Raw genomic sequence first — 23,392 nt, 5'->3', positions numbered from 1 at the left:
TGTTCGTATCCTGAGATGCCGGCATGAAGTTTAAGCTTAACCGCCCCATGAAAATAAGGCACACCTATGAAAAAGATGTGCCTTGGATTGCTGCAGTGCGCAGCGTTAAGATAACGGTGGTTCCCTCACCGAGCGTGGATTCCAGTTCGACGGAATGGTCAAGCTTATGGGCGATTTCACGGACTAGATACAGGCCCATGCCGGTGGATTCATGATATTGCCGGCCGCGCTCGCCGGTGAAGTAGGGATGGAATACCCGGTTGATGTCCTCCGGTGCAATGCCGATCCCCTCATCGCGGATACGAAGTTTGATGTGTTTCCCTGCTTCTTCTGCAGTGAATTGAATCTTCTTGCCGGGGCTGCCGGAGTAGTTCACGGCGTTTGTCAGAATTTGACCCAGCATAAATCGAAACCATTTGGCATCCGTGTAGACGGAGATCCGATCATCGATGCGAAACACCGGGGTAATCCCTTTGCGAATGAATAGCTTTCGGTTCTCCACGACGGATTCGCTGACCGCGGCACGGAGTCCGACGGCTTCTACCGCGAAGTCCTGCTCGAACCGGTCCAGGCGTGCGGTATAGAGCACCATTTCGAGGCCTTTGCGTATTCGTTCAAGCTCTTCCCGTATATGTTCGGCGGGTGCTTCTTCGACTTCATCGAGCGTTAATTGAATCACCGACAGCGGGGTCTTCATCTGATGAACCCAGCGGTTGACGAAGGCCAGATGCTGGTCGGTTCCGCTTTGATGCCGATGCAGCTGTTCCCGGTATAAGCGTTCATAATGGCTGATCCGCTCGTGGATCGCTTCCGGCAGCGGCGCATCGCCCAGAGGAGGATTGGAGAACTCCTCCGAAAGTTCCTGGCTGGAAAGCTCTTGATACATCGTGCGATGAGAGAGATACCGGTACACCAGATAGACCAGCAGCACGACGCTGCTCAACAGTACCCCGTATAGTACGACAGTAAAGGGTCTGCCTTCACCGGTAAGCCAGTACAGCAGGGGGACAAGCAGCATTTGAACGGCAAAAAACAGCATGAGCGGGAGGTGCTCCCTCAAAAAAAGTTTCATAGGGTCTCCTTGCCTGTCATGAACCGGTAGCCTGCTCCCCGGACGGTTTCGATGAGATCCCCGGCTCCGAGTTCACGAAGCTTGCGGCGAACCCTCGTAATATAAACATTCAACGTATTGTCGTCAATGAAGTGCTGATCTTCCCACATTAGGTCCAGGAGCCGCTCGCGGCTGACCACGCGGCCGTCTTTTTCCATGAGCATCGTCAGCAGGGCAGCTTCCTTCTGAGTTAACTCGGCCGAACGGTCTCCATAGGTCACGAGGAGTCGCTCGGGATACAGGAGGAGGCCGGCGCTTTCAACGGTAGGCTCCTCCTCCTGGCCGGAGGCATAGGCGCCGACCGCGCGGCGCAGGTGGCTGCGGACTTTGGCCAGGACAAGCTCCATGTCAAACGGCTTCGTAATATAATCATCGGCCCCGTTTTCGAGCGCCATGATCTGGTCCATGCCGCTGTCGCGTGCCGAGATGAAGATGATCGGGCAGTGGGATTGGGTGCGGATTTGCCGGCACCAGTAGAATCCGTCGTATTTCGGCAGATTGACGTCCAGCAGAACCAGATCCGGCTTCGTCTCCGCAAAAATGTCCATCACGCGGTTGAAATCTTCGATAATCCGTACGTTGAAATCATATTTGGAGATCGCTGACCTTAGTTTATCCGCGATTCGTTCATCGTCTTCCACAATCAGAATGGTATACATGTCATCAACTCCTTTAACGCAAAGCAGGGGCTTGCATTCACTATACCACACCCTTCCCGGAGATCCGTAAGCGTATGATAAGTACGGGTCATGAACCCTTGCCCAGGCCCATGCATAAGATGTAGTCACACAAAACCTGCTGCCTGGGAAAGGGCGTGGCTTCATATGGGAATTCATCTAACCGCGATTCACTGGGTTTACCTGGCGTTTATCGTATTGATCATGACGCTGTTGATCCGGCGGCGCGATACGACGCTGGTTTGCATTACCGGAATATTCGCGCTTGGCATTCTGGCAACGGAGACGCTGAGCGGCTCGGTCTCCGGCGTATTTAATTCATTTATCTACGCGACCAAAGAGCTGATGGGCACGATCATGATTATTTCCATTATCGTGGCGATGAGCCGGGTCTTGATCAAGACGGGGATCAACGAGACGATGGTAGCCCCGTTAACCCGTTTTCTCCGAACTCCGGCTATGGCTTACTGGGGCATCGGGATCATCATGATGGTCACCTCCTTTTTCTTCTGGCCGTCACCGGCGGTGGCGTTGATCGGAGCGGTCCTGCTTCCCGTTGCCATCCGGGTCGGCTTGCCTGCCCTGGGAGCAGCCGTGGCGATGAATCTGTTCGGGCACGGCATCGCGCTATCGGGAGATTATATCATTCAAGGCGCGCCTAAATTGACTGCCGATGCAGCCGGATTGCCTGTAGCCAGCGTCATGGCCGCGAGTGTGCCGCTCGTGATCGTGATGGGGCTGGTGACGACGGTGGCGGCATTTTGGATGATGAAGAGAGATCAGCGCAATGGCAGCTGGAGGGATGGATTGGTCTCCATCAAAAGCACGGGAGACGCGCTGACCACGCGTACCGATGAGGATGATACCGTTGCAGCCGTTTCTCCCGGCATGAAAAAATGGCTGGCCATCGCGATCCTGCTCCTGTTCGCGGCAGACGTCGCGGCCATGTTCATCTTGAAGCTGCAAGGCGGAGATGCGACGGCCCTGGTAGGCGGAACAGCCGTCCTGATCCTCGGCGTCATTGCGCTGGTCGCTCATCGCAACCGCGGTTTGGAGAAGGTCACCTCGTATTTGATTGAGGGCTTCATGTTCGGATTTAAGGTGTTCGGTCCCGTCATTCCCATTGCGGCTTTCTTCTATCTGGGGGATGCTGCGTTCAGCGATCTGTTCGGCAAAGTGCTTCCGGAAGCATCCCATGGGATCGTGAACGACCTGGGGGTTGCCCTTGCGAATGCAGTACCGCTGAACGGCGCCGTGGGTTCGGTGACGTTGACGATCACCGGTGCCATTACGGGTCTGGACGGTTCGGGCTTCTCCGGCATATCGCTCGCCGGCTCGATCGCGCAGTTGTTTGCCACGGCCATCGGCTCAGGGGCGGCTACCCTGACCGCGCTCGGCCAGGTTGCCGCCATCTGGGTAGGCGGCGGGACGCTCATTCCGTGGGCACTGATTCCGGCCGCCGCCATCTGCGGGGTCAGCCCGTTCGAACTGGCAAGACGGAATCTGAAGCCGGTGCTGCTGGGCCTTGCCGTTACCACGGTCGTAGCAATGTTTCTGGTGTAAGCCAAGGCAAAAGAGCGCTGACGGTATTGCGTCAGCGCTCTTTAATCCGTTGAGGAACCGAAGTCCGTGATCTTCATGTCGACTTCATACGTAATTGGGATATGGCTAAAGGTTTCATCCCAATCCTTCTCTACTTTTTTCCACAATTTTGGATATTTGATTCGGATCTGATCGGCAAAGCCCCCAACGTCTACATGATAGACATGCTGCATTTTATCCAGAACCTGTTCGATCTGTTTACGGGCTTCTTCTTCAAACAGTCGTTCCAACTCTCTCATATATTGCTCGGTTGTGGGAATCTCCGGAAAGCTCCAATCCTCAATTAATCTGCCTTCCGAACGGACCTTGATATGAAATGATATTTCGTCTCCCTGAATCTTGGGGATAATGGTGCTGTGGGAATTCTTGGGCTCATAAATAACGGTATGTCCGGTTTTATGCGCGTACGTTTTCAGCGCCCCTCCCTTCACGTCCTCCTTGATCCAGGATAAGCCTTCAAGATCATATTGGCTTAGTTCCCCGATAAATTTCTTGGTGTTGCCTTTGAATACGGCGGCACCCGAGAATTTATGCTCGCTTTGCGCGGTAACGACATTTTGCAGCAGGAAGCTCTCTCCCGACTGCATGGTGCTATCCAGCTTTATGAGTGACATCGGGGGAAGGATTTTGTTGGAACGATATCGGTTGTCCACAAGTCCCATCAAGTAGAAAGCGGGAATTTCCCCGGGCTCGGTGGAGCTCAATGCTTCAAGTGCACTCCGGTGGCTCACCACCACCATGCAGCTGGGGCGGATATCATTATCGCGGAGAATAAAATCAAGGATCTGCTCTAGGCTGTACCGTTTGGCGAGTTCGCTTGAAACGACGATGACCTTGAGATGATGGCCGATCAGCGGACGGTCTCGTCGCAGAGCAAATTGGCGGAAGATCTGAATAAGGGAATCTCCCGTTAATTGTTCATTCAGGTAGGCCTTGCTTGGGGGTGACGAGCTGGATCCGCCTTGTTTCTCGCTCTTGCTCGTAATCGGGGGCACGATCTGGACCGTCGCCGTCAGCACTTTCCTTTTGGGGTAAGATGCCCCTTGTTGGTTGATCTCCCGTTCGAATCGGGATTCATTCGCTGCATCCAGTCCTAAACCTACATAGACGCTGACATCCTCGATCTCGTTGCTGCTCCAGCATCCGGTTGTCAGCAGCAGCAGGACGCTGGCCGTTACTATCGACACGCATCGTTTATATCTGTTCATTTCGGCTTCCCCCCTTTCTTGCGGGCCTTACTGATCAATAATAGGATGAGTGGCAGTCCTCCGAATAAATATATCGACATATAACCTACGGTATCTCCCAGCTTGAACGTCTCCGACACATCCTTCGGCACCATGGCGATCAGGAAGATCACCGGAAGCATGATGAAGAGGATGGGGCGTATATTCTTCTTCAGCAGCTGGGAGAGCCCTAGCGAGGCTGCGTAATGCGCGACCGTAAAGGTCGAGAATATTTGCATGATCCAGATGACAAGCAGCAGGGATTCAAAGCGCTCGAATATCAAGCCCTGCATCTCGAAACTCCGCATTAAGTCCAGCGTGGGCCAGGTTCTCTTCTGTACGCCGTGAATGGAGAGCCCGCCAATGACCATGATGACGGTGATCAAATAGATCACCATGGGAACCGTAATACCGACGAGCATAGCCTTGGTGCCTTTCTTGGGCGACTTCATGAACGCCATGGCAACAAACATGATCTCGTAACCGGTGAACGATAACAGCGAGGGTTTAATCCCTTTCAGCACGGGCATGATGCCCGAGCCAAGCACCGGCCTTAAATTTTTGACGTCGAATATGCTGCTGCTCAGCATAATTGCAATAATGAAGAACAACAGCGTAATGGGCAAAATGATCTCGTACATTCTGGCGATGCAGTTGATCCCTCCTGTGGTCAAATACAGACCGATCCACATAAACGTCATCACGATGATCCATACGGGTGTGCCCTCAAGCAGGTAGAGCCCCGTAACTTCCGCCATCACCCGGATTTCAAAAGCAGAAATGGTAATGAGATAAGCAATGACCAGCAAGCTCAACAGGAAGGCCACCCATTTACCAGTGATTTCGGGCACGAATTGAAAATAGGTTTTTCCCTGAAATCTGCGGCATAGCGTCACGACGATGAATCCGGCCAGCATGATGATCATGCCGGAGATTAGAATGGATATCCATACATCCGGGGTTTTGGCAGCCTCTACCGTCGTTCTCGGGAGCGTGAGAATACCGGCGCCCAGCATGTAGTTAATGATCATGACGGCAGCCTGGGAAGTGGTAATTTGGTCTTTGGTCTGTAAACTGGAGCTGCTCATGGTCCTCACCTCATTTCGTGCTTGGAATGATTAGTTTCGACGATCGGGATCCTGCGGTTTTAACAGTTGGGGGCGTTTCTTCATCACCTTCAAGGGGAAGCGGATGAGGAAATCCTTCAAGTCGTTGATACCGTAAGGCACCATGGGGCTTGCGTAAGGCACGCCAAAGCTCTTCAATCTGACCAGATGACTGCACAGCAAAAGGAAGAACATCACGACGCCGAACAAACCGAGCACTGCCGCAAAGAACATCGCGGTAAACCGGAGGACGCGCAGTGTAATGCCGGCACTGTAGACCGGGATCGTGAAGGAGGAGATCGCGGTTACAGCTACGACAATAACGAGAAACGGACTGACAATTCCGGCATTTACGGCAGCATCGCCAATAATCAGACCGCCCACGATGCCCATCGCAGGTCCAATGGGTTTCGGAAGCCGGATCCCGGCCTCCCGCAAAATTTCAATGGCGATCTCCATGATGAGCGCTTCGATGATCGAGGGAAAGGGCACGCCCTGCCTCGTCCCGATAATAGTCAACGCCAGCTTGGTGGGTATCAGCCCGGGATTAAACGAAATAAACGAAATGTACAGTGCGGGTGCCAGCAGCGCCAGAAGGGCGGAGAGAAAGCGCAATAAGCGGACAAAGGAGCCCGAGATCCATCTCTCGTAATAGTCTTCAGGCGATTGGAGCAGCATGCTGAACGTGACCGGCACGATTAACGCGTAGGGCGTGCCGTCAAGAAGGATGGCTACCCGCCCCTCCAGCAAAGCGCCGATGACCCTGTCCGGTCTCTCGGTATTTTGGATTTGCTGAAAAGGACTCATGACGTTTTCTTCAATCAATTGCTCGATGTATCCCGATTCCAGCGGGTCGTCGATTTCGATTTTCCGGATGCGCGTAACGACTTCATCCACCAGATTGGGGTCGGCGATGTCCTTCATGTAGGCGACGACCAGATCTTTCTTTACCCGGTTTCCGACCTCGAATCGGGTGAGCTGAAGACTTTCATTTTTTCCATGAAGCCTAAGCAGGCCTGTATTGTCTGACAATCTTTCGGTAAATCCGATACGGGGACCTCGAAGAAGGGCTTCCGATAGAGGCTCTTCTACGTTTCGGCTTTTTCCCTTCGCCGACCCCACCAAAAAGGCTCCTTGCATTCCATCCACCAATAAACAGGGCGTGCCTGCAAGAACGGCTTGTACAAGGTCCAATAATTGACGAACATGCTTAATCTCACATACCGGCAGCATCTGGCTGCTGATGTAGGCTTTGATGGCATCGCTCGAATCATTAAAGTTGTCGTGCTCCGTTTCCGGAACCCCCTCCAGCATCAGGGGTCTTATAAGATGGGTGTCGATGAGGTCGCTATCCAGCAATCCGTCCACATATACGACGACCGCCCGCGTTCGCGTGCCCCGTATCGTAAATTCTCTGATTTCCACGTCCGCATTGTCACCGATCGCTTGGCGAACCGACGTGATATCCGTGTCGTAAAGTCCCGTTAGGGAAGCGTCTGGCGAAACGCTATCCTCCCTCACGGGTGAAGAGGGGATGTTAGGCTTTAGGGAAAAGCTTGAGTTGATTGACTTGTGAAACCATTTGGAGAACATCAGCATCACGACGGGGACAAAAAAGAGCAGAAAGGCTTGGAAAAATATCGTCCACTTCGGAATATAAGACGCAATGACGGACCACACCGATAATCACCCCGCAGTTTCTTAGCAATTGGGTCATAATGCGAATCATGTGTATTGTTACCCGAGGCGATCTTGAAAATTCCTGTATTTTCAATATTAGAGAAGGGGACCCACGGGTCTGCCTTCCAATGATGACGAATTGCGCTGGAAAACTGGATACGCAAAAAAAAGGCATCCCCCAGGCCGCTGACCTGATGGATGCCCTTATGATGCGAGTTAAGCTGAAGCTCTTACTTCTTCGATATCGAGAACGGCAGTTCCTCCGCACTGTAATGACGGTAGCTTGGAGCCAATCCAAGACGGAAATCGAGGGATTTGCCTGCCAGAATATCCTCATGCGTAATGTACAGTTTAGTGTAATCCTGTCCCTCCAATTGCACGTTCGCCACGAAATTGGACTGCGGATTGTTGTTGTCGGTATGAATCAACATCTGTTTGCCGTTTGGCAGCTCAATGCTCACGCTGTCGAACAGCGGGATGCCGAGCACATATTCATTGCTGCCCGGACATACCGGATAGAAGCCCATGGAGCTGAACACATACCAGCCGGACATGCTGCCGTTATCCTCGTCGCCCGGGAAGCCGTCAAAGCCGCTGTTGAACAGGTTCGACATCAGCTGTTTGAGGATCACCTGGGATGATGCGGGCTGCCCTACATAGTTGAACAGATAAGGAATATGGAAGCTCGGCTGGTTGGAAATCGCCAGCTGGCCATAATCGATGGCGGCCATCTCGCTCATCTCATGAATTTCAAAGCCGTAGCCCCGGACGTCGAAGTCTGGCGCTTTGTTGCACAATTCGGTAATTTTGTCGAAAAAGCGTTCTTTCGAACCATACGCTTCGATCAAGCCTTGGAAATCCTGGAATACGGCAAAGCTGGTTTGCCAAGCGCTTCCCTCGGCATAATCGAGTCCCCAGCTCGTGTCGTTGAAATTCGGACGGAACTGGCCGTTCTGATCTTTGGCCCGCATGAAGCCGGTCTCCGCATCAAAAATATTCTGATAGTTGAGCGCGCTTTGTCTGTACTGCGCGGCTATGTCCGACCGGCCCAACACATCGGCCACGCGGCTGATGCAGTAGTCGCTGTATGCGTAATCCAGCGTGTGGTTTACGCTCTCATGATAGCTGCTCGGAACGTAACCGTACTTGATGTAGTCCAGCGTTCCTTGACGTCCATAACAATTCTGTCCGCTCTGCGTGGTGGCTGCGGTCAGCATGGCCTCCAGCAGTTCCGGCAGCAGATGCTGGGCGAGTCCCTTAGCCGCCGCATCCGCGATGACCGCGTCAATAAGCGTGCCCGGCATCAGTCCGCGCTCATCCGGGGACAGCCATTTTGGCAGGAAGCCGGTCTCGCGGTAAGAATTCAGGAAACCTTCCAGCATTTCCTCATATTCCTTTGGCGCGATGATGGAATAGAGCGGATATACGGTCTTGTAAGTATCCCAGAAGCCGTTATTGGTATAGAGCACGCCCTTCTTGACGGATCGGGCCGTTGTGTCGTAATGAACCGGCTCCATATCGGCATCGAGCTCATAGAACTTCTGCGGGAACAAGAACATGCGGTAAAGGCAGGTATAGAAAGTGCGCATATATTCCTCGTTCGGGTGAGTGACCCGGATTTTGTTCAGGTAATGATTCCAGGCTTCCGCCGCCAATTCTTTCTGTTCGTCCAAGGTTGTGTCGAGCTCGCGCGTCAGATTAAGCTCCGCTTGCTCCTGGCTGATGAAAGAGGTCGCCAGCTTAACATCCAGCGTGCCCCTTTCACAGTCTTTGAAGCGAATGACGACATGCTGGTCCGCATTGACGAAAGCGACCTCCGGGAAGAACTGGCCTTCGGCGTCGTAGTAACCGGTCGCAGAGAGATCCACGTCCTTGCTGAAGCTCATGGCCACGTACATGCGGAATCCTTTATCGTGACAGTCTGCGAAGTTGCTGACATAGCCGGTGATTCGGCGCTGGGCAGCATCCACCCGAAACTCGCTTTGGTTATGGATGTTTAGCACGAGGCCAGCCTGCTGCCCGGAATTGTATTTGATGCGCAGCGACGCGCCATAGCAGCTCGGTACCAGCTCCGTGGTGATGTTGTAGCGCTGCTGCTTCACTTTGAGATAATGAGGCTTGAATATCGCTTCCTCCGGCCGATAGGAGCTTTGGCAGGTGAAGACGGAGCCCCTGATTTTGTCGTCTGCGATCGGAGTCATCAGGAAGTGGGCGAAGTCGCCCATCCACGGGCTCGGCTGGTGCGTCAAGCGAATGCCTTGGAAGATCCGGTCATTGGGGTTGAAGAACCAGCTTCCTTCGTTTTTGGTCTGCACGACATAGTGGTTCATACCGAACGGCACACCCGTGTAAGGGAGTGCATTCCCGTTGGAAAAGGTATATTGATTGTTGGTGCCCTGTCTGGTATCGACATAGTTCAACATGTAAAAGTCTCCTTTGTTATTGAGGAATAGGCGGATTATAACTTCTTCACGGTCTGGCGTTCCATGAGCCGAACGGGAATCACCACATTCTCAAGAGGGTGTTCCAGAGGGTGCTCTATGAGGGATATGAGGTTCCGTGCAGCCTGATATCCCATCTGTCCAAAATCCTGCGATATGGTGGTCAGCTTGGGTTCAACGAAGCTCGCGAGATGAATGTCGTCAAAACCGACCACGGAGAAATCGTCCGGAACGGACAAGCCCAACTCCTTGGCGATTTGAATGATCTCGATCGCAATGAGGTCATTCTCTGCCACAATCCCCGTAATTCCTTGGTTCACGACGGACTGAAGAAACTGAATATAGTATTCTCTGCCGTTGTCGTGGTCATGGGTTAAGTAACGGTCGGTCAAGTCATTGACGCTGTAATCGATCAGGCTGTAATCATACAGAGCCTTCAAGTAACCGAAAAAACGCTCCCGGATGGAAGAGGAATTCTCTACCTTCAAGGAGGAGATAAAGGCGATTTTTTTGTGATTGTTCTCGATCAGATGTTTGGAGGCTTGGTATCCGCCGCCAAAGTTATCGGAGACGACCGACAGGAAGGGGATGCCTTCAATGCACTTGTCCATCGTCACAAGCGGGTACTTTGCCAGGTGATATTGATACAGAATCCCAAGGTCCGAGATGCTGCTGATCGGGTAGAGGATCAATCCGGAATAGGCGCTTTGAAGCGCAGACTCCAACAGCTTGCGCTGCCCGACAATCGTGTTGGACTGAATGTTCAAGCTATAGTCGGTCGTTGCGAGATATTCATTGATGCCTTTCTCGTAATCGCCGAGTCCCGGATTATGGGCGAACGGGAGAATCAGCAGAATCTCTTTGCCAGTCTTGCTCAATGGTCGGTGATCAGCCTTAGCGTCGCTTACGAAGCTCCCTTTGCCCTGGATCCGGTAAATCAGCTTGGCATTCTCCAGCTCGTTCAGCGCTCTCTTCGATGTAATCCGGCTGACCTTATATTCCTTGGAAATCTCGGCTTCGGTCGGAAGCTGGTCTCCAGCCTGAAGCTCTCCGGATTCAATCTTGGCTGTTAGAGCGTTGACGATATGTTGATATAGTGGAATTTGTTCCATATGAGATCACCTCGCTAAATTTGATATATCATTTTTCAGGAAGAATGTCAAAGTTTAAAGATGTATTTGAATAAGATGATACGGTTGTTATGGTTGAGCGGCTGGAGTGGGAATTCCCGATATGTGTCAGACGGGGTTATTAAAGTATGGTTGTTATTATAAGGATAGTCTCCCTGGTTATACTTCGGAATGAAACGTGCGCCGAGCCGCTAAATAGAGAAGATGAGCACTGAAATATCGATTAAATGATATGTCCTTTGATCAAAAATAAGGGATATTTGATATATCGAATATAAGCTGTATGTATTCAGCGGAGGACCTGCATCCGGCACATTTATTATTCCCGTAATCATGCTGACCCTTGGCATATTGCATCTTGGCAGCCTTGATGCTTGCTGGTATCAGCTTTATGTACATGATTTGACAGCTTATCATTTGAGTGATAAATTGACTGTGATTACGATAGAGGAGGTCAATGGAATCAATGAAGCAATTGGGATTTCATCAGGAGAACCGGTTAGCCATGCTGTCATGGATTCGGATCACCCGGTTTCAGCAGATCGGCAATCACATCTCGAATGAGTTTTTGCAGCCTTTCTGCATTACCGTTGCCCAATTCGACGTGCTGATCCAGGTCATGGCCCACCAACCTCTATCTCAGCAGGAGCTGGCCGAATACCTGTCCATCAGCGGCGGCGGCGTTTCCCACATGGTGAAACGGCTGGAGAAGCTGGGCCTGATTGTCCGCAAGCAGGATTGGAAGGTGAAGTACATCTCGCTAACCGAGAAGGGACAAGCCTTGCTGGAAGAAATTATCCCGCTGCTGTCGGATTTTCAAACCTCCATGTTTGATATTTTGGATGACCAAGAATTACAGCAGCTTTACAAGACCATGAGAAAGCTCCATCAGTATAACTTAAAGAAGAAGTCGGCAAACCCTCGGATTCGCGTCGAAGAAGAGTAGCGGAGAGGAACCATCACTGCTCTTATAGCGATACCCGGATGGGCGATCAGCCATGATAAGGAGTCCCCTTAAGAGCGGATTCCTTTTTTTGCGTGGAAGGGTACTCCCTCCTTAAGAATGAGACACAAATTTTGATATACAAGTCGGGAACAAACGTTCTATAATGGAAAGGGATGATTATGATCTGTACGGGAGGTTGTTATAGTTGAAGAAGAGCGCGCTGTTGGTCATTGATGTGCAGAATGAGATGTTTCAAGTAAATGATCCGGTGTACGAAGGAGACCGATTGCTCCACAATCTCAAGCAGCTGATCGCAAAAGCGAGAAGCGGCGGCATTCCTGTTATTTACATCCAGCATAATGACGAAGGGTTGAAGGCAGGTTCGGAGGCGTGGAAGATTAATCCTGAGATCACGCCTGCGATGTCGGATACCGTCATTCAGAAGACAAGACCGGATTCCTTCTACCATACGACGCTTGAGGAGGAATTGAAGAGGCAGGGCATCGAGCATGTAATCCTTGCGGGCATGCAAAGCGAATTATGCGTGGATACCACCTGCCGGAGAGCATCCAGTTTGGGCTATGATGTCACGCTGGTGTCCGATGCCCACAGCACCTGGAACAATTCGGCGTTAACGGCGCAGCAGATCATCGATCACGTGAATGCAACGCTAAGATGGTTTGCGGACATCAAGACAACGGAAGAAGCCCTTTGTACAGAAGAAGCCGGCGCGTAAATGCCGGCTTTTTATTTGGAGTTAGAGTATGCCTTCGGGCACTTTTCCCTCCCAGCAAGCCTGAGCGGGCAGTCCCAGGACGTGACCGATGACGACGGTCGTGTCCATGATGCTGATCGGTGCTTCGATAAGGCCGGGCTTTACGCCTGGGCCCGTAATTCCCCAAGTAATGGTCATATCCATGGGGTGATCACTTCCGTGATCGTTAGGATGTGCGCCTCCTCCGCCGTGATCCGTGACCGTAAGGATCCAGGTGTCTTCCAGCAGCTGCTGATCTTCGAGTGCTTTGACTATCATGCCTACGTACTGATCGGTTACGGCAATTTGCTCCAGCTGCTGATCCGTAGCGAATCCGTGCTTGTGGCCGGCGCCGTCGGGGTGATCCAGCTGAATGAACATCAGCTTGAACTCGGGCTGTTGATGAATATAATCGACGATGGCCTCCGCCAGCTCGGGGTCCGGTTTGGATTCCATATGAACGTTAATCGTATTCTCAATGATTCCCGTGTTGATCGGTGCCCAGCAGCTGAATGCAGACAAGGGGGCATCCGGCCATTGCCAGCGAGCCAGCTTGAACAGCGAGGCATAGGGGAAGTCCTCCGGAATCCTTCCGTGGATCGCCCGGTCATTATCAAGACCATGTCGATCCGGTTTTACGCCGTATAACAACGAGCCCCAACATTCGGCACTAATGCTCGGATATACGGTCTGAGCATCGTAAGAGTATGCTCCTGCCTTCAGCAGAGCGTGAATATGCGGAGCGTCCGCGTTTTGAATGAACCCGCCTGCTCCATCAATTCCAAGAATAACGACACGGTTAGCCATCGATAGATCCTCCTCGGTATGAACATTTTGATCTTCGTGAATTCATGCAGACGATTCCTACCCCCATAGGGCAATCGTGATGATGCCTATCGTGATGAGCGCAGACATGACGATTCGCCGCCAGCCTTGCTGTTCGCGCAGCACGATGATGCCCAGAACGGTGCCGAACACCGTGCTGATTTCACGGACCGGGGCAATATGGGCAAGCGGGGTGAGCCGCATGGCAAACAGGAACAGCAAGTATGAACCCGGTGCCAGGATGGAGCCCAGCAGAATCGTGCGCCAGTTCACCGACCATTCCCGTTTCAGCTGCCTGGACAGCACCACGGGAACGACCAGGGCGACGAAGTAACTGATGTTGGATAACTGGATCAGCGAGACGGGGGAGACCCCTGCATCCAGAATGGCTTTGTCGGTCAAGGTATATCCGGAAATGCAAAGCCCGACCAGACAAGCATATAACAAGGCTTTGGGGTTTACGCTGGATTGGCCCCTGAGTCTCAAACCCGATAAAGCAAACAGCGAAAAAATGATAAGACTCAGTCCCATATAGCCTGCCGTGCTTAATTGTTCATGAAACAACACGAGGCTGCACAGCGAAGTCAACATGGCGCCAAGCCCCCGCATGAAAGGATACACTTGAGACATGTCGCCATGGGTATAGGCTTTGGAGAGCAGCGTGATATAGCAGCCTTGAATGGTCATGGACAGCAGCATAAGACCGTAAACGGGCAGTTCCAACCGCAGCCCCGACATCTCCACGACAAAATAAGGCATCAGAAAGACTAACGTGACGGAGTGGATGCACCACAGAAATACCGATTTATGAATGCTTCGCTTCGTAAACAGATTCCAGAGGGCATGGGTCAGTCCGGAAGACAGCACCAGCAGCAGTGACAGCAGCTCCATCAGCTATTGTCCTATGAGCACTTCGATGCCGCGGGCGGACAGATTATCCATCCATTCCCGTGAGCATCCTTGATCCGTGATGACCATGGAGATATCATCCAGCTTGGCGAGCTTCGAGAACGTGGTTACCCCAAGCTTCGTATGGTCCGCCAGAACGATGCCTTCCTCCGCACGCGCAAGCATTTTTCGCGAGATATAAGCTTCGTCCAGATCATAATCGGTAATGCCATCGGTTAACGAGATCCCGCCAACCGAGATAAACGCTTTATTCACCTTGAACTGCTCCAGCAGCATTTCGGTAAGAGGTCCGGTTGACGCTTGCTTGGTCCGGTCCATATCTCCGCCGATAAAAATAATCCTCCCCTGAAACATCTCCATCGCGAGGTTCAATATAGGCAGCGAATGGGTGATGACCGTGACATGAGGCCGGTCCTTAAGATAGCGCATGACCTCAATCGTGGTCGTCCCGTTATCAAGCAGAACGGTTTCGCCATCCTTGACAAGGGAGGCGGCGAGTTTGCCGATTGCGGCTTTTTCTTCCGCGCATGTCTGGGTACGGCTGGTGAAGGACGGCTCGATATGCCCGGAACGCGATTTGACGGCGCCGCCGTAAACCTTGCGCAGCTGGCCTTCTTTCTCTAACCGGTCCAAATCCCTCCGGATCGTTTCCGCGGATACCTCCAGCTGTTCTGCCAAGGCGTGGACTTTCACCTTGCCTTCAAGCTCTAATTGATTCAAAATCTTCCCTCTGCGCTCCTCATAGGTTACGGACATAAATGCATTCGCCTCCATATATGACTGATGATGACCGAAGTTGTGGAATCGATCTTATATTAGGATGGATAAATGACAATGTCAACAAAAATCATTGACTTCGGGGCGTTTCCTCCTCTAATATACACATAAAACCACAACAACCAACATGAAAACCACATGTCCAAGTAAAAGGAGGCAATGTGCGATGAAGCCGATTCTTCGATTCGGAGACGATCATACCTTCAAGATCGTGCAGTTTACAGATATTCATTGGAAGAATGGGGAGCCGGAGGATCTGATGAGCCGGCGCTGCATGGAGACGGTGCTCGACCTGGAGCAGCCCGATCTGGTGGTGTTTACGGGCGATCTTATTTATTCCGGCGAAGCCGACACCGGTTATAGAAAGTGCCAGGATCCGGCGCAGGCCTTCAAGGATGCCGTGTCTGCGGTGGAGTCCCGCGGAATCCGCTGGGCCTTCGTATTCGGGAACCATGATACGGAGGGCGAGATCACGCGCGAAGAGCTGATGGATGTCGCCATGCAGCACGCTTATAATTGCGCAGAGCACGGCTCGCCGGATATTCATGGCGTAGGGAATTATACGCTGCCTTTATACGGAAGTAACGGAGAAGAGACGGCGGCCGTTTTGTACTTCTTCGACTCAGGGAGAGAATCTGAACACCCTGCCGTTCCGGGGTACGATTGGATCCGGCGCGACCAGATCCAGTGGTATGAAATGGCGTCCCGGGCATACAGCGCCAAGCATCAGGGGAACCCGCTGCCGTCATTGGCTTTTTTCCATATCCCGCTGCCGGAGTATCGCGAGGTGTGGGAGCGGAGGACGTGTTATGGCAGCAAGTTTGAGAGGGTATGTTGTCCGGAGGTGAATACCGGGCTGTTCGCGGCGATGCTCGAGCGAGGGGATGTAATGGGCACGTTCGCAGGACATGATCACATCAATGATTATTGGGGCGAACTGCACGGCATCCGCCTCTGCTACGGCAGAGCGACCGGGTATGGCACATATGGCCGCGAAGGCATGCTCCGGGGGGCAAGGGTCATTCGCCTGCATGAAGGACAGCGGCAGTTCAACACCTGGATCACGCTGAGCGACGGCTCGCAGATCCGGGAGCAGGAGAAGCATGAACCCGGGGCGTCTGACTGATACACGACACGCACGGCAGTAACAAACACACCTCTTATGAACATGGCGGTTATGAACCTGGCCATTTCATGAGAGGTGTGTCTGTTTGCGTTATTTTCCCTGTCCGTTCGTAAGCATGCGCAGCAGCAGCTCCGCTCTAGGAGGCGCATAGCTCGGATCCTCCTGGGACTTCAGCGTCATTAATCCCGACAGCACGGATAAATAACAGGCCGCCAGTTCTCTCAGATCGCCAGCCGCGATCTCTCCTGCCTGCTGTCCGGCTTCGAACAGCGGCATGAGCTGATCCACGAAGGCATGGATGGAATAGCTCTCGATAATCCGTTTGGCCTCTTCCGGCACGCCATCCGAGGTGCGTGCTTGCTGAATCAGCATGAAGTGCGAATTATCGTCCTCTTGAAGAATCATGGAGGTCAGCAATGTAATTTTCTCAAGAGGGGTACCGGGCACGTCATAGATGTCGGAGAGCGCGTGCCGTGCCTCATCCATTGACCATTGTACGAGCGTAATGAACAACTCGTCTTTGGATTTGAAGTAATGATAAAGCAGGCCGTGACTGACCCCGGCTTCGCCGGCGATCATGCTCATTTTGGTTCCGAAAATACCTCTTTTTGAGAATACTTTGATGGCTGCTCGCATGATTTGTTCTTTTCGTTCGTCGCGTATTTGATGCAGTTGTTCTTCATTCAACGGGGCCATTTCTTGTCAATCCCTCACCATGGTATTCTCTTGCTGATATCCACAATAACGCATTTGAATTATTCGGGCAATCCCATGGTTAAGGGCAGGAATTCCGTATTGAAAGCGGGGATGATCTGTTCCAATAGCTCCTCCAGCGGCACGCCGGCCTCTTCCAGCGCTTGATGGAGCCAAACGTTGCCCTGTCCGGAACGATCCGCATTCACGATGGCGGTGATGCTTTTAGCATTAAACAGATCATTAGGCGAAGCGAGCAGGCCGGTGACCATCATGTACTGCTCAAATACGGCCATGTCGTGATGGCTGTAGGCCAGTTCCTGGCATATGTCGAACAGCCTCTGGGCAAAAGAAAACCCTTGGGCGGACAAGCGGCCTTCGTATTTCACGCCTGCCCATCTTAGATCGGCCGCTGCACTAAGCCACCATGCAGGTTCTATGGCGGATTGAATCTCCTGAAGTGCCGAACGCTCGAATCCCTGTTTAAGCTGGACTCCTTCCTGCTTAGACTGCAAGCAGCGGTCCAGCGTATCTGCCTGGATAGCCGCCACCGTCATGCCTTGGCCGAATATCGGATCGAAGCTGCAGAAGGCATCGCCAAGCACTAGAAGACCGGAGGGCCAGTCCTCCATCTCCTCGAAATGCTGTCTCACGCACTCTTCGATCCGGTAGCCTCGCGGACTCGAAACAGGCTCCAACTGCTCAAGCAAGTTTCCGATGGCGGGTCCGAATAGATTCTCGGCTTCCTGATTGTACAGATCGCTTTCGGTTGTCGGATAAGATGCCCCTCCCGCTCGATACAGCACGATCTCCGCAAGCTGATTCTCGATTGGATTGAAGACGGCCGTGCCGATGCCGAGAGCGGGGTCTCCTTCGTTCACGATGGTGCTCCACGCCGCATGGATTTCCTCAGGCACCTTATAATGCCGCGTGCTATAGCCGAGAGAGATGTGCAGCCGTTCAGCCTCCGGTATCGCATAACCGAGGTCCTGCAGCCAATCAGCCAGCTTGGACCCGCGACCGCTTGCATCCACGACGATATCCGCATTCATATGAAGGAACGCCGGCTCCTTGACGTTCCTGTCCCGGAACACAACGCCGGTAACGGCCTTCTTGCCGGCGTCAAACAGCAATTGTTGCGCCGTCAGTTTCGGTAAGAGAGTAACGTTTGGCAGTTTGGCCACTCTGCTGCGAAGGGTCCACTCCAGGAGGGATCGGCTGCATCCCGCATTAGGCTCATCGGGCAGTTCCAGCGTGCCGAAACGGTTGGTCATTTTAACGGACTTTTGCGCTCGGGGGTGAGCACCCTGCTGAAGCAGTTCCTCGGTTATGCCAGGGAACCATCGTTCAACGATCATTTTGCCGCGTTCAAGAAAACGGTGGGGATGATAAGCCTGCGGCGTACCGGCTCGATTCTCCGGACCTGCGGGAAATTCATCCCGATCGGCGATGACCACCTCCTCATAATGCCTCGATAACACGTTGGCGGTGAATAGTCCGGCTATGCCTCCACCAAGAATCAGGGCTTTTCCTTTGGAATTCATTTGTTTACCTCCAATGTAGATTGATTTAATCAGTCAATCTTAAACGAAAAAATACCATCTGGTTTTCTGACTTGGACGAAGGTGACGGACTGACTGGGAGTGAGCTCCCTAAGAATAAACGAGAAGTTGTAGTTCTTTCCGTCTCCCTAAATTATGATTGATTCAGTCAGTCAATAATAAGATAAAGGGATTTCCTGGATATGTCAATCCCGTTTTGTGTCAAAGAAGCGTGAATTGCCTATAACTCCCCTTGTGTTCCCCTCGGAATTTTGGGACAATAAGGAGTGGACTATGAATAGAAAGAGGACCAATCAATGAACAAACCATCCATTTATGGATTAACATTAGATCAGTTGACGGCTTGGCTAGGCGAGCGTGGACATAAAAAATTTCGGGCAACGCAGGTGTGGGAATGGCTGTATCGGAAGCGGGTAACGTCTTTTTCCGATATGACGGATGTGCATCCGGAATGTCTGCAGCTGCTCGAGGAACATTATACGATCCTGACCTTGGAGGAGCATACCAAGCAGGAGTCTCTGGACGGCACGGTTAAGTTTCTGTTCAAGCTGGTGGACGGCAACCTGATCGAGACCGTATTGATGCGGCATAAATTCGGATTGTCGGTGTGCGTGACCACACAGGTCGGGTGCAATATCGGCTGCAGCTTCTGTGCCAGCGGGTTGCTGAAGAAGAGCCGGGATTTGTCCGCAGCGGAAATCGTGGAGCAGGTCATGCAGGTTCAGCTTCACTTGGATCGGAGAGGCAGCAGCGAACGGGTCAGCCATCTCGTCGTAATGGGGATCGGGGAGCCTTTTGACAATTATGAGAACATGTCGGATTTCATCCGCGTGATCAAGGATCATAAAGGGCTTGCGATTGGCCCTCGTCATATTACGGTATCGACCAGCGGGCTGGCTAACAAAATCGTCGAGTTCGCGGACAGCGATCTGGGCGTGAATCTCGCCATTTCCCTGCATGCGCCGAACGACGAGATCCGGACCCGCATCATGAAGATCAACAAAGCGATTCCGATCGAGAAACTGATGGCAGCGATTGATTACTATTTGGAAAAAACGAATCGCCGCATCACGCTGGAGTACATTCTGCTGAAGGATGTGAACGATCAGCGGGAGCATGCGCTCGAGCTGGCCGAGCTCGTGGGCGAGCGCCGCAATCTGGCGAACGTGAACCTCATTCCGTACAACCCGGTGGATGAGCACAGCCAGTACCAGCGCAGCACCAAAGAATCGATCACCGCATTTTACGATACCTTAAAGAAACAGGGCATCAGCTGCAGCGTGCGGCTGGAGCATGGCACGGATATCGACGCAGCCTGCGGACAGCTGCGCAGCAAGCAGATCAAGAAGGCTCAGTAACAAGCAGACAACGGGCATCTCTTGGAGGCATTACCAACGCACCATGGGTTGCCGAGAAGTAAGGGCGTATCCATTCGTATGGGTATGCTCTTCTTAAATTGGGGCCGGTAGGTGGCCTATACGAATCCATCGCGAGAGGAATGAGCAGAAATGCCGGAGATTCATCCAATCATAAAAAAGCTGCAGTACAAGGACCTCGGCCAGCCGGTTCTGATGCTTAACGCACCGCAGGCCTATCAAGAGGTCATCAGTTCCCTGCAGGGAGATGTTCATACGGAGCCTGTGCAAGCACCTTACGACTTCGTGCAGGCCTTTGGGACAAGCAATGAAGAATTACGGCGGCTGGCCGAGATTGCAGCCGGCTCCGCGGCGGATAACGGCCTGCTCTGGCTGTGTTACCCCAAGAAGACGTCCAAGACGTACAAGAACTCCGATTGCAGCCGGGAGAGCGTTACGGGCATCCTTGCCGACGAAGGCTACGAGCCCGTTCGGCAGATCGCCATCGACGAGGATTGGTCCGCCTTGCGTTACCGCAAAGCGGAGCTGATCAAGACGATGACCCGATCGTTCGCCGCAACCGCGAAGGGGAAGGAACGGACCGGTCAAGAGGACGGCAAGTGATCGGCTTCAGGGATATTTTATAGCCCGAATCAGCAAAATGACCCCTGCAAGGGTCATTTTGTCTTCCTAATACGTGCTCTTCTTGGGTGGTCTTCTTTTTTACCGTAAGTCAATTCGGTGCAGCTCGTTAAAGGTATGCGCTGATAGAATCGTAAATTGGGGAACGGCCCTGATTTTCCGGCAGAGGCAGCCTTTGAGCAATTAGAAAGAGTGTAGGGATGGGCGCTCTCTTGAGTATAATAAGCAGAGTGATAGAAAGGGTGGGAATATGTTAACGATCAAAGAATACAGCGTCGAACTGGTGAAGGACCCGTTTGGAATCCTGACCGGCAAACGCTTTGAGTTTGTATGCGATTTGGACGTGCCGGAGGATGACGAGCTCTATTCGGAGCATGGCGTCTACCTGCGAGTGATCTACCTGGATGATGAGGATGCTTCGCGTATCGTCAAATACGATTTCTATGAGCGCACAACGGATCAGTATCTGGATTTTGATATGGAGCCCGAGGAAGAGGAAGAACTCACGGCTTTTTGCAGGGAGCATTTGCAGGAAGAAGCCTAAGGCAAAATGATGCGGTTAGAAAAACGCCATTGAGGGCTTCATTGCTCATCCCGTGTGAACTTGCGTGTTATGCGTCACCTTATAAAGGCAGCAAACTGCTCAAGAAGTTCTTGCAAAGATTTCGTGGTTTTGGTAAAGTTATACACAACTTAGGATGAACGGAGGGTTACGTATGTTGGATTATTCCCGATTGAGATCTTTTCGCGGCTAATGAAATAGCGCTAAAGAGACCTGCACAGTTGCAGGGTAATCGGGATGGGTCCGTCATTTTTACGTAACCCATTTTTATGATATGTCTATAGGAGTGCGTGTTTTTTCATGTGCGGGACAAGAGGTGTCTTCACCTTCCCGTATTTGAACGTGTATTCGAGTAGGCATTTCCAGGAACGGTGGACGGCAAGGTCCCGTTTCGGTTACCCAGCACAGGCAGCTCGTTGCCTGTGCTTTTTTGTTGTGATAACGGCCTATTACGATATCAATGAAATATGGAAGGGATGGATTCCTTATGACAATAGCTAAGCCCAATGACGATTATACGCAAGTGATCCAAGAGATGCTGGAGATAGCCGGTAAGCACGGGGTGGATTTGAATCCCGAAGGCATTGAGATGAATGAATCCGGGATGGACTTTCTCGTTGGATTCGCGGAGGAGGCCAAGACCGGGGCAAGGTGGATCCTGCGGAAGCCGAGAAGAACGGATGTGCTGGACAGGGCGGATAATGAGGCGCGGGTCCTGAAGCTGATCCAGTCCCATCTGCCGGTCGACGTGCCGGATTGGCGCATATATACGCCGGAGCTCATCGCCTACCCGCTGCTCGGCGGGCAGCCTGCCGCTTCCGTCAGCATGGAAGGATATGCATTTAATATGGATGCCGAGAATCCGGGTGAGCCGTTCGTTCACTCCCTGGCTGAGGCACTGGTCGCCCTGCACGGAATCGACCACGATGCAGCCCGAGCCGCAGGCCTGCGGGTAAAAAGCCCCCAAGAAGTTCGCGAGGAGACTGCCCGAAACATGGACGACATCAAGGCCCGCCTAGGCGTTTCCGAAACGCTCTGGGAGAGGTGGCAGAAGTGGCTGGGAGACGATTCTTACTGGCCAACGCATTCCGCGCTGATCCACGGAGATCTTCATCCGCCGCATATCCTGATTGATGAGCGGGTGCGGGTTACCGGGCTGCTGGATTGGACGGAGTCGGAGGTAGCCAGTCCCGCCAAAGATTTCGTGCTGTATTACGCCATATACGGCGAGCATAATCTTCGTGTCCTGTTGGATCGGTATGAACAAGCGGGAGGAAAGGTATGGCCGCGCATGTTCGACCATATTGTCGAGCAGCATGCGGCTTATCCCGTGCTGATCGCCCAGTTCGCGCTCCTTACGGGTCAGGAGGAATATATGACGATGGCGCGGAATGCGCTGGGCTTGACGGAGCAAGCTGGTTCGAATTAAGAGGACGGGGAGGGGCGAGGTGCTCGATCCGATCCACCCTGATTCCGCAGAAATTAAAGAGCCAACCGACGCATACATTCGGTTGGCTCTTTGCATGATATAAATAACAGAATTCAACATAATTTTGGATGAGCCGTAGGACATATAATGAAATCGTGGTGAAATAAGGAGTAGGTTTAACGTATTTTACTCCATTTCGTAACGCAATTTACATACCTGTAAACCTCTTGGAAGAGTAAATATGTTATCCTAGACATACTAAACTTACATACATCATTCATTAAGGAGGGATTGACCGTGAATATTGAGGTACGTTTATGCCCGAAGGAACAGTCATTTATTCTGCATAACATATATCCGCTGTACTTGCATGACATTGCTGAGATATGGGGGGTCCGTCCTAACCGGTTCGGTGTATTTGAAAAAGAGGATGTGCCGACCTTAAGCGAGCAGAGCAAGCAGCTCGATGTGTGGTGGGAGCAGCCGTCGGTTCTTTTTCCTTATCTGATATCCGTAGATGGCATTGCGGCAGGGTTGGCCCTGGTGGCGACCACGCCATACATTCCATCGCCGAATATCCAGTACTACTTGAATGATTTTTTTGTGCTTCGGACTTTTCGAAGACAAGGTGTAGCCCAACGAGCGGCTGAGCTTGTGTTCGATCAGTTCCAAGGCGCATGGGAGCTTCAGACGAATCCGACCGAGCGCAATATGAGCACCCAGATTTTTTGGCGCAAAACGTTAAACACGTACACGGGCGGACGGTATACGGAACATGATGGCGTCCATCCGGAGAAGGGGGATATGCTGGTCTTCCGTTTTAATAACAAATAAGACGG

At 52.2% G+C, this 23,392-nt stretch carries 21 protein-coding genes; 9 read left to right on the top strand and 12 right to left on the bottom strand.

The genetic code is table 11. The features are described 5' to 3' along the window. Positions 1-64 precede the first annotated feature (64 nt). Together MHH82_RS31385 and MHH82_RS31380 are read right to left on the bottom strand one after the other, a co-directional pair. Positions 65-1,072, bottom strand: a complete 1,008-nt coding sequence (locus MHH82_RS31385; protein ID WP_015737944.1) for a sensor histidine kinase — start codon at positions 1,070-1,072, stop codon at positions 65-67. Beyond that, a complete protein-coding gene (locus MHH82_RS31380) occupies positions 1,069-1,770 on the bottom strand; it encodes a response regulator transcription factor (protein ID WP_015737943.1) in 702 nt (233 codons plus the stop codon). Before MHH82_RS31380 ends, MHH82_RS31385 begins: the two co-directional genes overlap by 4 nt. 165 nt (positions 1,771-1,935) lie before the next feature. Here MHH82_RS31380 and MHH82_RS31375 point away from each other — a divergent pair, with 165 nt between their 5' ends. After that, the gene (locus MHH82_RS31375; protein WP_015737942.1) at positions 1,936-3,351 is read left to right on the top strand and encodes a hypothetical protein; all 1,416 of its coding nucleotides are present in this window, start codon (positions 1,936-1,938) and stop codon (positions 3,349-3,351) included. 41 nt (positions 3,352-3,392) lie between these two features. Here the strand turns inward: MHH82_RS31375 and MHH82_RS31370 are convergent, their stop codons facing one another. From MHH82_RS31370 to MHH82_RS31350, 5 genes are all read right to left on the bottom strand, one after another. Then, positions 3,393-4,598 carry a Ger(x)C family spore germination protein gene (locus tag MHH82_RS31370; protein ID WP_015737941.1) on the bottom strand — a complete coding sequence of 402 codons (1,206 nt, stop codon included), beginning with the start codon at positions 4,596-4,598 and terminating at the stop codon, positions 3,393-3,395. Beyond that, positions 4,595-5,704 carry a spore germination protein gene (locus MHH82_RS31365; protein WP_015737940.1) on the bottom strand — a complete coding sequence of 370 codons (1,110 nt, stop codon included), beginning with the start codon at positions 5,702-5,704 and terminating at the stop codon, positions 4,595-4,597. The genes MHH82_RS31370 and MHH82_RS31365 overlap by 4 nt, the downstream gene beginning before the upstream one ends. 30 nt (positions 5,705-5,734) lie before the next feature. Then, the gene (locus MHH82_RS31360) at positions 5,735-7,402 is read right to left on the bottom strand and encodes a spore germination protein (RefSeq protein WP_015737939.1); all 1,668 of its coding nucleotides are present in this window, start codon (positions 7,400-7,402) and stop codon (positions 5,735-5,737) included. Between the two features lie 230 nt (positions 7,403-7,632). Further along, positions 7,633-9,825, bottom strand: coding sequence for a GH92 family glycosyl hydrolase (locus MHH82_RS31355; protein ID WP_015737938.1), 2,193 nt, complete (start codon positions 9,823-9,825; stop codon positions 7,633-7,635). A 35-nt stretch (positions 9,826-9,860) separates the two neighbouring features. Then, positions 9,861-10,955, bottom strand: a complete 1,095-nt coding sequence (locus MHH82_RS31350) for a GntR family transcriptional regulator (protein ID WP_340969432.1) — start codon at positions 10,953-10,955, stop codon at positions 9,861-9,863. A 484-nt stretch (positions 10,956-11,439) separates the two neighbouring features. Here MHH82_RS31350 and MHH82_RS31345 point away from each other — a divergent pair, with 484 nt between their 5' ends. After that, positions 11,440-11,919 carry a MarR family winged helix-turn-helix transcriptional regulator gene (locus MHH82_RS31345; RefSeq protein ID WP_015737936.1) on the top strand — a complete coding sequence of 160 codons (480 nt, stop codon included), beginning with the start codon at positions 11,440-11,442 and terminating at the stop codon, positions 11,917-11,919. 205 nt (positions 11,920-12,124) lie between these two features. Further along, positions 12,125-12,655, top strand: coding sequence for a cysteine hydrolase family protein (locus tag MHH82_RS31340; protein ID WP_096775711.1), 531 nt, complete (start codon positions 12,125-12,127; stop codon positions 12,653-12,655). Between the two features lie 21 nt (positions 12,656-12,676). Here the strand turns inward: MHH82_RS31340 and MHH82_RS31335 are convergent, their stop codons facing one another. From MHH82_RS31335 to MHH82_RS31325, 3 genes are read right to left on the bottom strand one after another with little or no spacing between them, the layout of a single operon-like run. Further along, positions 12,677-13,480 carry an alkaline phosphatase family protein gene (locus MHH82_RS31335; protein ID WP_340969429.1) on the bottom strand — a complete coding sequence of 268 codons (804 nt, stop codon included), beginning with the start codon at positions 13,478-13,480 and terminating at the stop codon, positions 12,677-12,679. Between the two features lie 57 nt (positions 13,481-13,537). After that, on the bottom strand, positions 13,538-14,389 hold the full coding sequence (locus tag MHH82_RS31330) for a DMT family transporter (RefSeq protein WP_145039489.1): 852 nt from the start codon (positions 14,387-14,389) through the stop codon (positions 13,538-13,540). A gap of 3 nt (positions 14,390-14,392) precedes the next feature. Beyond that, on the bottom strand, positions 14,393-15,163 hold the full coding sequence (locus MHH82_RS31325) for a DeoR/GlpR family DNA-binding transcription regulator (RefSeq protein WP_340969426.1): 771 nt from the start codon (positions 15,161-15,163) through the stop codon (positions 14,393-14,395). A gap of 187 nt (positions 15,164-15,350) precedes the next feature. On the opposite strand from MHH82_RS31325, the gene MHH82_RS31320 reads away from it, so the two are divergent. Further along, on the top strand, positions 15,351-16,310 hold the full coding sequence (locus MHH82_RS31320; protein ID WP_251501033.1) for a metallophosphoesterase family protein: 960 nt from the start codon (positions 15,351-15,353) through the stop codon (positions 16,308-16,310). A gap of 90 nt (positions 16,311-16,400) precedes the next feature. Here the strand turns inward: MHH82_RS31320 and MHH82_RS31315 are convergent, their stop codons facing one another. Continuing rightward, positions 16,401-17,006: a TetR/AcrR family transcriptional regulator gene (locus tag MHH82_RS31315; protein ID WP_096775714.1), complete on the bottom strand. Its 606-nt coding sequence runs from the start codon at positions 17,004-17,006 to the stop codon at positions 16,401-16,403. A gap of 59 nt (positions 17,007-17,065) precedes the next feature. Next, a complete protein-coding gene (locus MHH82_RS31310; RefSeq protein WP_340969422.1) occupies positions 17,066-18,547 on the bottom strand; it encodes an NAD(P)/FAD-dependent oxidoreductase in 1,482 nt (493 codons plus the stop codon). Positions 18,548-18,861: 314 nt separating this feature from the next. Between MHH82_RS31310 and rlmN the strand changes: the two genes are divergently transcribed. The 5 genes from rlmN (at position 18,862) to MHH82_RS31285 (ending at position 23,387) form a co-directional block, all read left to right on the top strand. Then, positions 18,862-19,923 carry a 23S rRNA (adenine(2503)-C(2))-methyltransferase RlmN gene (gene rlmN, locus MHH82_RS31305; RefSeq protein ID WP_015737928.1) on the top strand — a complete coding sequence of 354 codons (1,062 nt, stop codon included), beginning with the start codon at positions 18,862-18,864 and terminating at the stop codon, positions 19,921-19,923. A 150-nt stretch (positions 19,924-20,073) separates the two neighbouring features. Next, on the top strand, positions 20,074-20,544 hold the full coding sequence (locus MHH82_RS31300; protein ID WP_251501041.1) for a DUF3052 domain-containing protein: 471 nt from the start codon (positions 20,074-20,076) through the stop codon (positions 20,542-20,544). A 268-nt stretch (positions 20,545-20,812) separates the two neighbouring features. After that, complete coding sequence (locus MHH82_RS31295; protein ID WP_009592692.1) at positions 20,813-21,106, top strand: DUF6509 family protein; 294 nt, start codon at positions 20,813-20,815, stop codon at positions 21,104-21,106. A 505-nt stretch (positions 21,107-21,611) separates the two neighbouring features. Next, positions 21,612-22,553: a macrolide 2'-phosphotransferase MphI gene (mphI, locus tag MHH82_RS31290; protein ID WP_340969417.1), complete on the top strand. Its 942-nt coding sequence runs from the start codon at positions 21,612-21,614 to the stop codon at positions 22,551-22,553. A gap of 297 nt (positions 22,554-22,850) precedes the next feature. Beyond that, entirely contained in the window at positions 22,851-23,387 is a 537-nt protein-coding gene (locus MHH82_RS31285) for a GNAT family N-acetyltransferase (RefSeq protein WP_015737925.1), read from the top strand. Positions 23,388-23,392: the final 5 nt, after the last annotated feature.

Source organism: Bacillus sp. FSL K6-6540 (assembly GCF_038007545.1).
Note: the sequence above shows the minus strand (reverse complement) of the source record. Positions and strands in the feature narration are given on the sequence as shown.

Excerpts from the sequence above, each read along its gene's own strand:
- MHH82_RS31385 (WP_015737944.1), bottom strand. The coding sequence starts at position 1,072 with ATGAAACTTTTTTTGAGGGAGCACCTCCCGCTCATGCTGTTTTTTGCC.
- MHH82_RS31380 (WP_015737943.1), bottom strand. The coding sequence starts at position 1,770 with ATGTATACCATTCTGATTGTGGAAGACGATGAACGAATCGCGGATAAA.
- MHH82_RS31375 (WP_015737942.1), top strand. The coding sequence starts at position 1,936 with ATGGGAATTCATCTAACCGCGATTCACTGGGTTTACCTGGCGTTTATC.
- MHH82_RS31370 (WP_015737941.1), bottom strand. The coding sequence starts at position 4,598 with ATGAACAGATATAAACGATGCGTGTCGATAGTAACGGCCAGCGTCCTG.
- MHH82_RS31365 (WP_015737940.1), bottom strand. The coding sequence starts at position 5,704 with ATGAGCAGCTCCAGTTTACAGACCAAAGACCAAATTACCACTTCCCAG.
- MHH82_RS31355 (WP_015737938.1), bottom strand. The coding sequence starts at position 9,825 with ATGTTGAACTATGTCGATACCAGACAGGGCACCAACAATCAATATACC.
- MHH82_RS31350 (WP_340969432.1), bottom strand. The coding sequence starts at position 10,955 with ATGGAACAAATTCCACTATATCAACATATCGTCAACGCTCTAACAGCC.
- MHH82_RS31345 (WP_015737936.1), top strand. The coding sequence starts at position 11,440 with ATGAAGCAATTGGGATTTCATCAGGAGAACCGGTTAGCCATGCTGTCA.
- MHH82_RS31335 (WP_340969429.1), bottom strand. The coding sequence starts at position 13,480 with ATGGCTAACCGTGTCGTTATTCTTGGAATTGATGGAGCAGGCGGGTTC.
- MHH82_RS31330 (WP_145039489.1), bottom strand. The coding sequence starts at position 14,389 with ATGGAGCTGCTGTCACTGCTGCTGGTGCTGTCTTCCGGACTGACCCAT.
- MHH82_RS31325 (WP_340969426.1), bottom strand. The coding sequence starts at position 15,163 with ATGTCCGTAACCTATGAGGAGCGCAGAGGGAAGATTTTGAATCAATTA.
- MHH82_RS31320 (WP_251501033.1), top strand. The coding sequence starts at position 15,351 with ATGAAGCCGATTCTTCGATTCGGAGACGATCATACCTTCAAGATCGTG.
- MHH82_RS31315 (WP_096775714.1), bottom strand. The coding sequence starts at position 17,006 with ATGGCCCCGTTGAATGAAGAACAACTGCATCAAATACGCGACGAACGA.
- MHH82_RS31310 (WP_340969422.1), bottom strand. The coding sequence starts at position 18,547 with ATGAATTCCAAAGGAAAAGCCCTGATTCTTGGTGGAGGCATAGCCGGA.
- rlmN (WP_015737928.1), top strand. The coding sequence starts at position 18,862 with ATGAACAAACCATCCATTTATGGATTAACATTAGATCAGTTGACGGCT.
- MHH82_RS31300 (WP_251501041.1), top strand. The coding sequence starts at position 20,074 with ATGCCGGAGATTCATCCAATCATAAAAAAGCTGCAGTACAAGGACCTC.
- MHH82_RS31295 (WP_009592692.1), top strand. The coding sequence starts at position 20,813 with ATGTTAACGATCAAAGAATACAGCGTCGAACTGGTGAAGGACCCGTTT.
- mphI (WP_340969417.1), top strand. The coding sequence starts at position 21,612 with ATGACAATAGCTAAGCCCAATGACGATTATACGCAAGTGATCCAAGAG.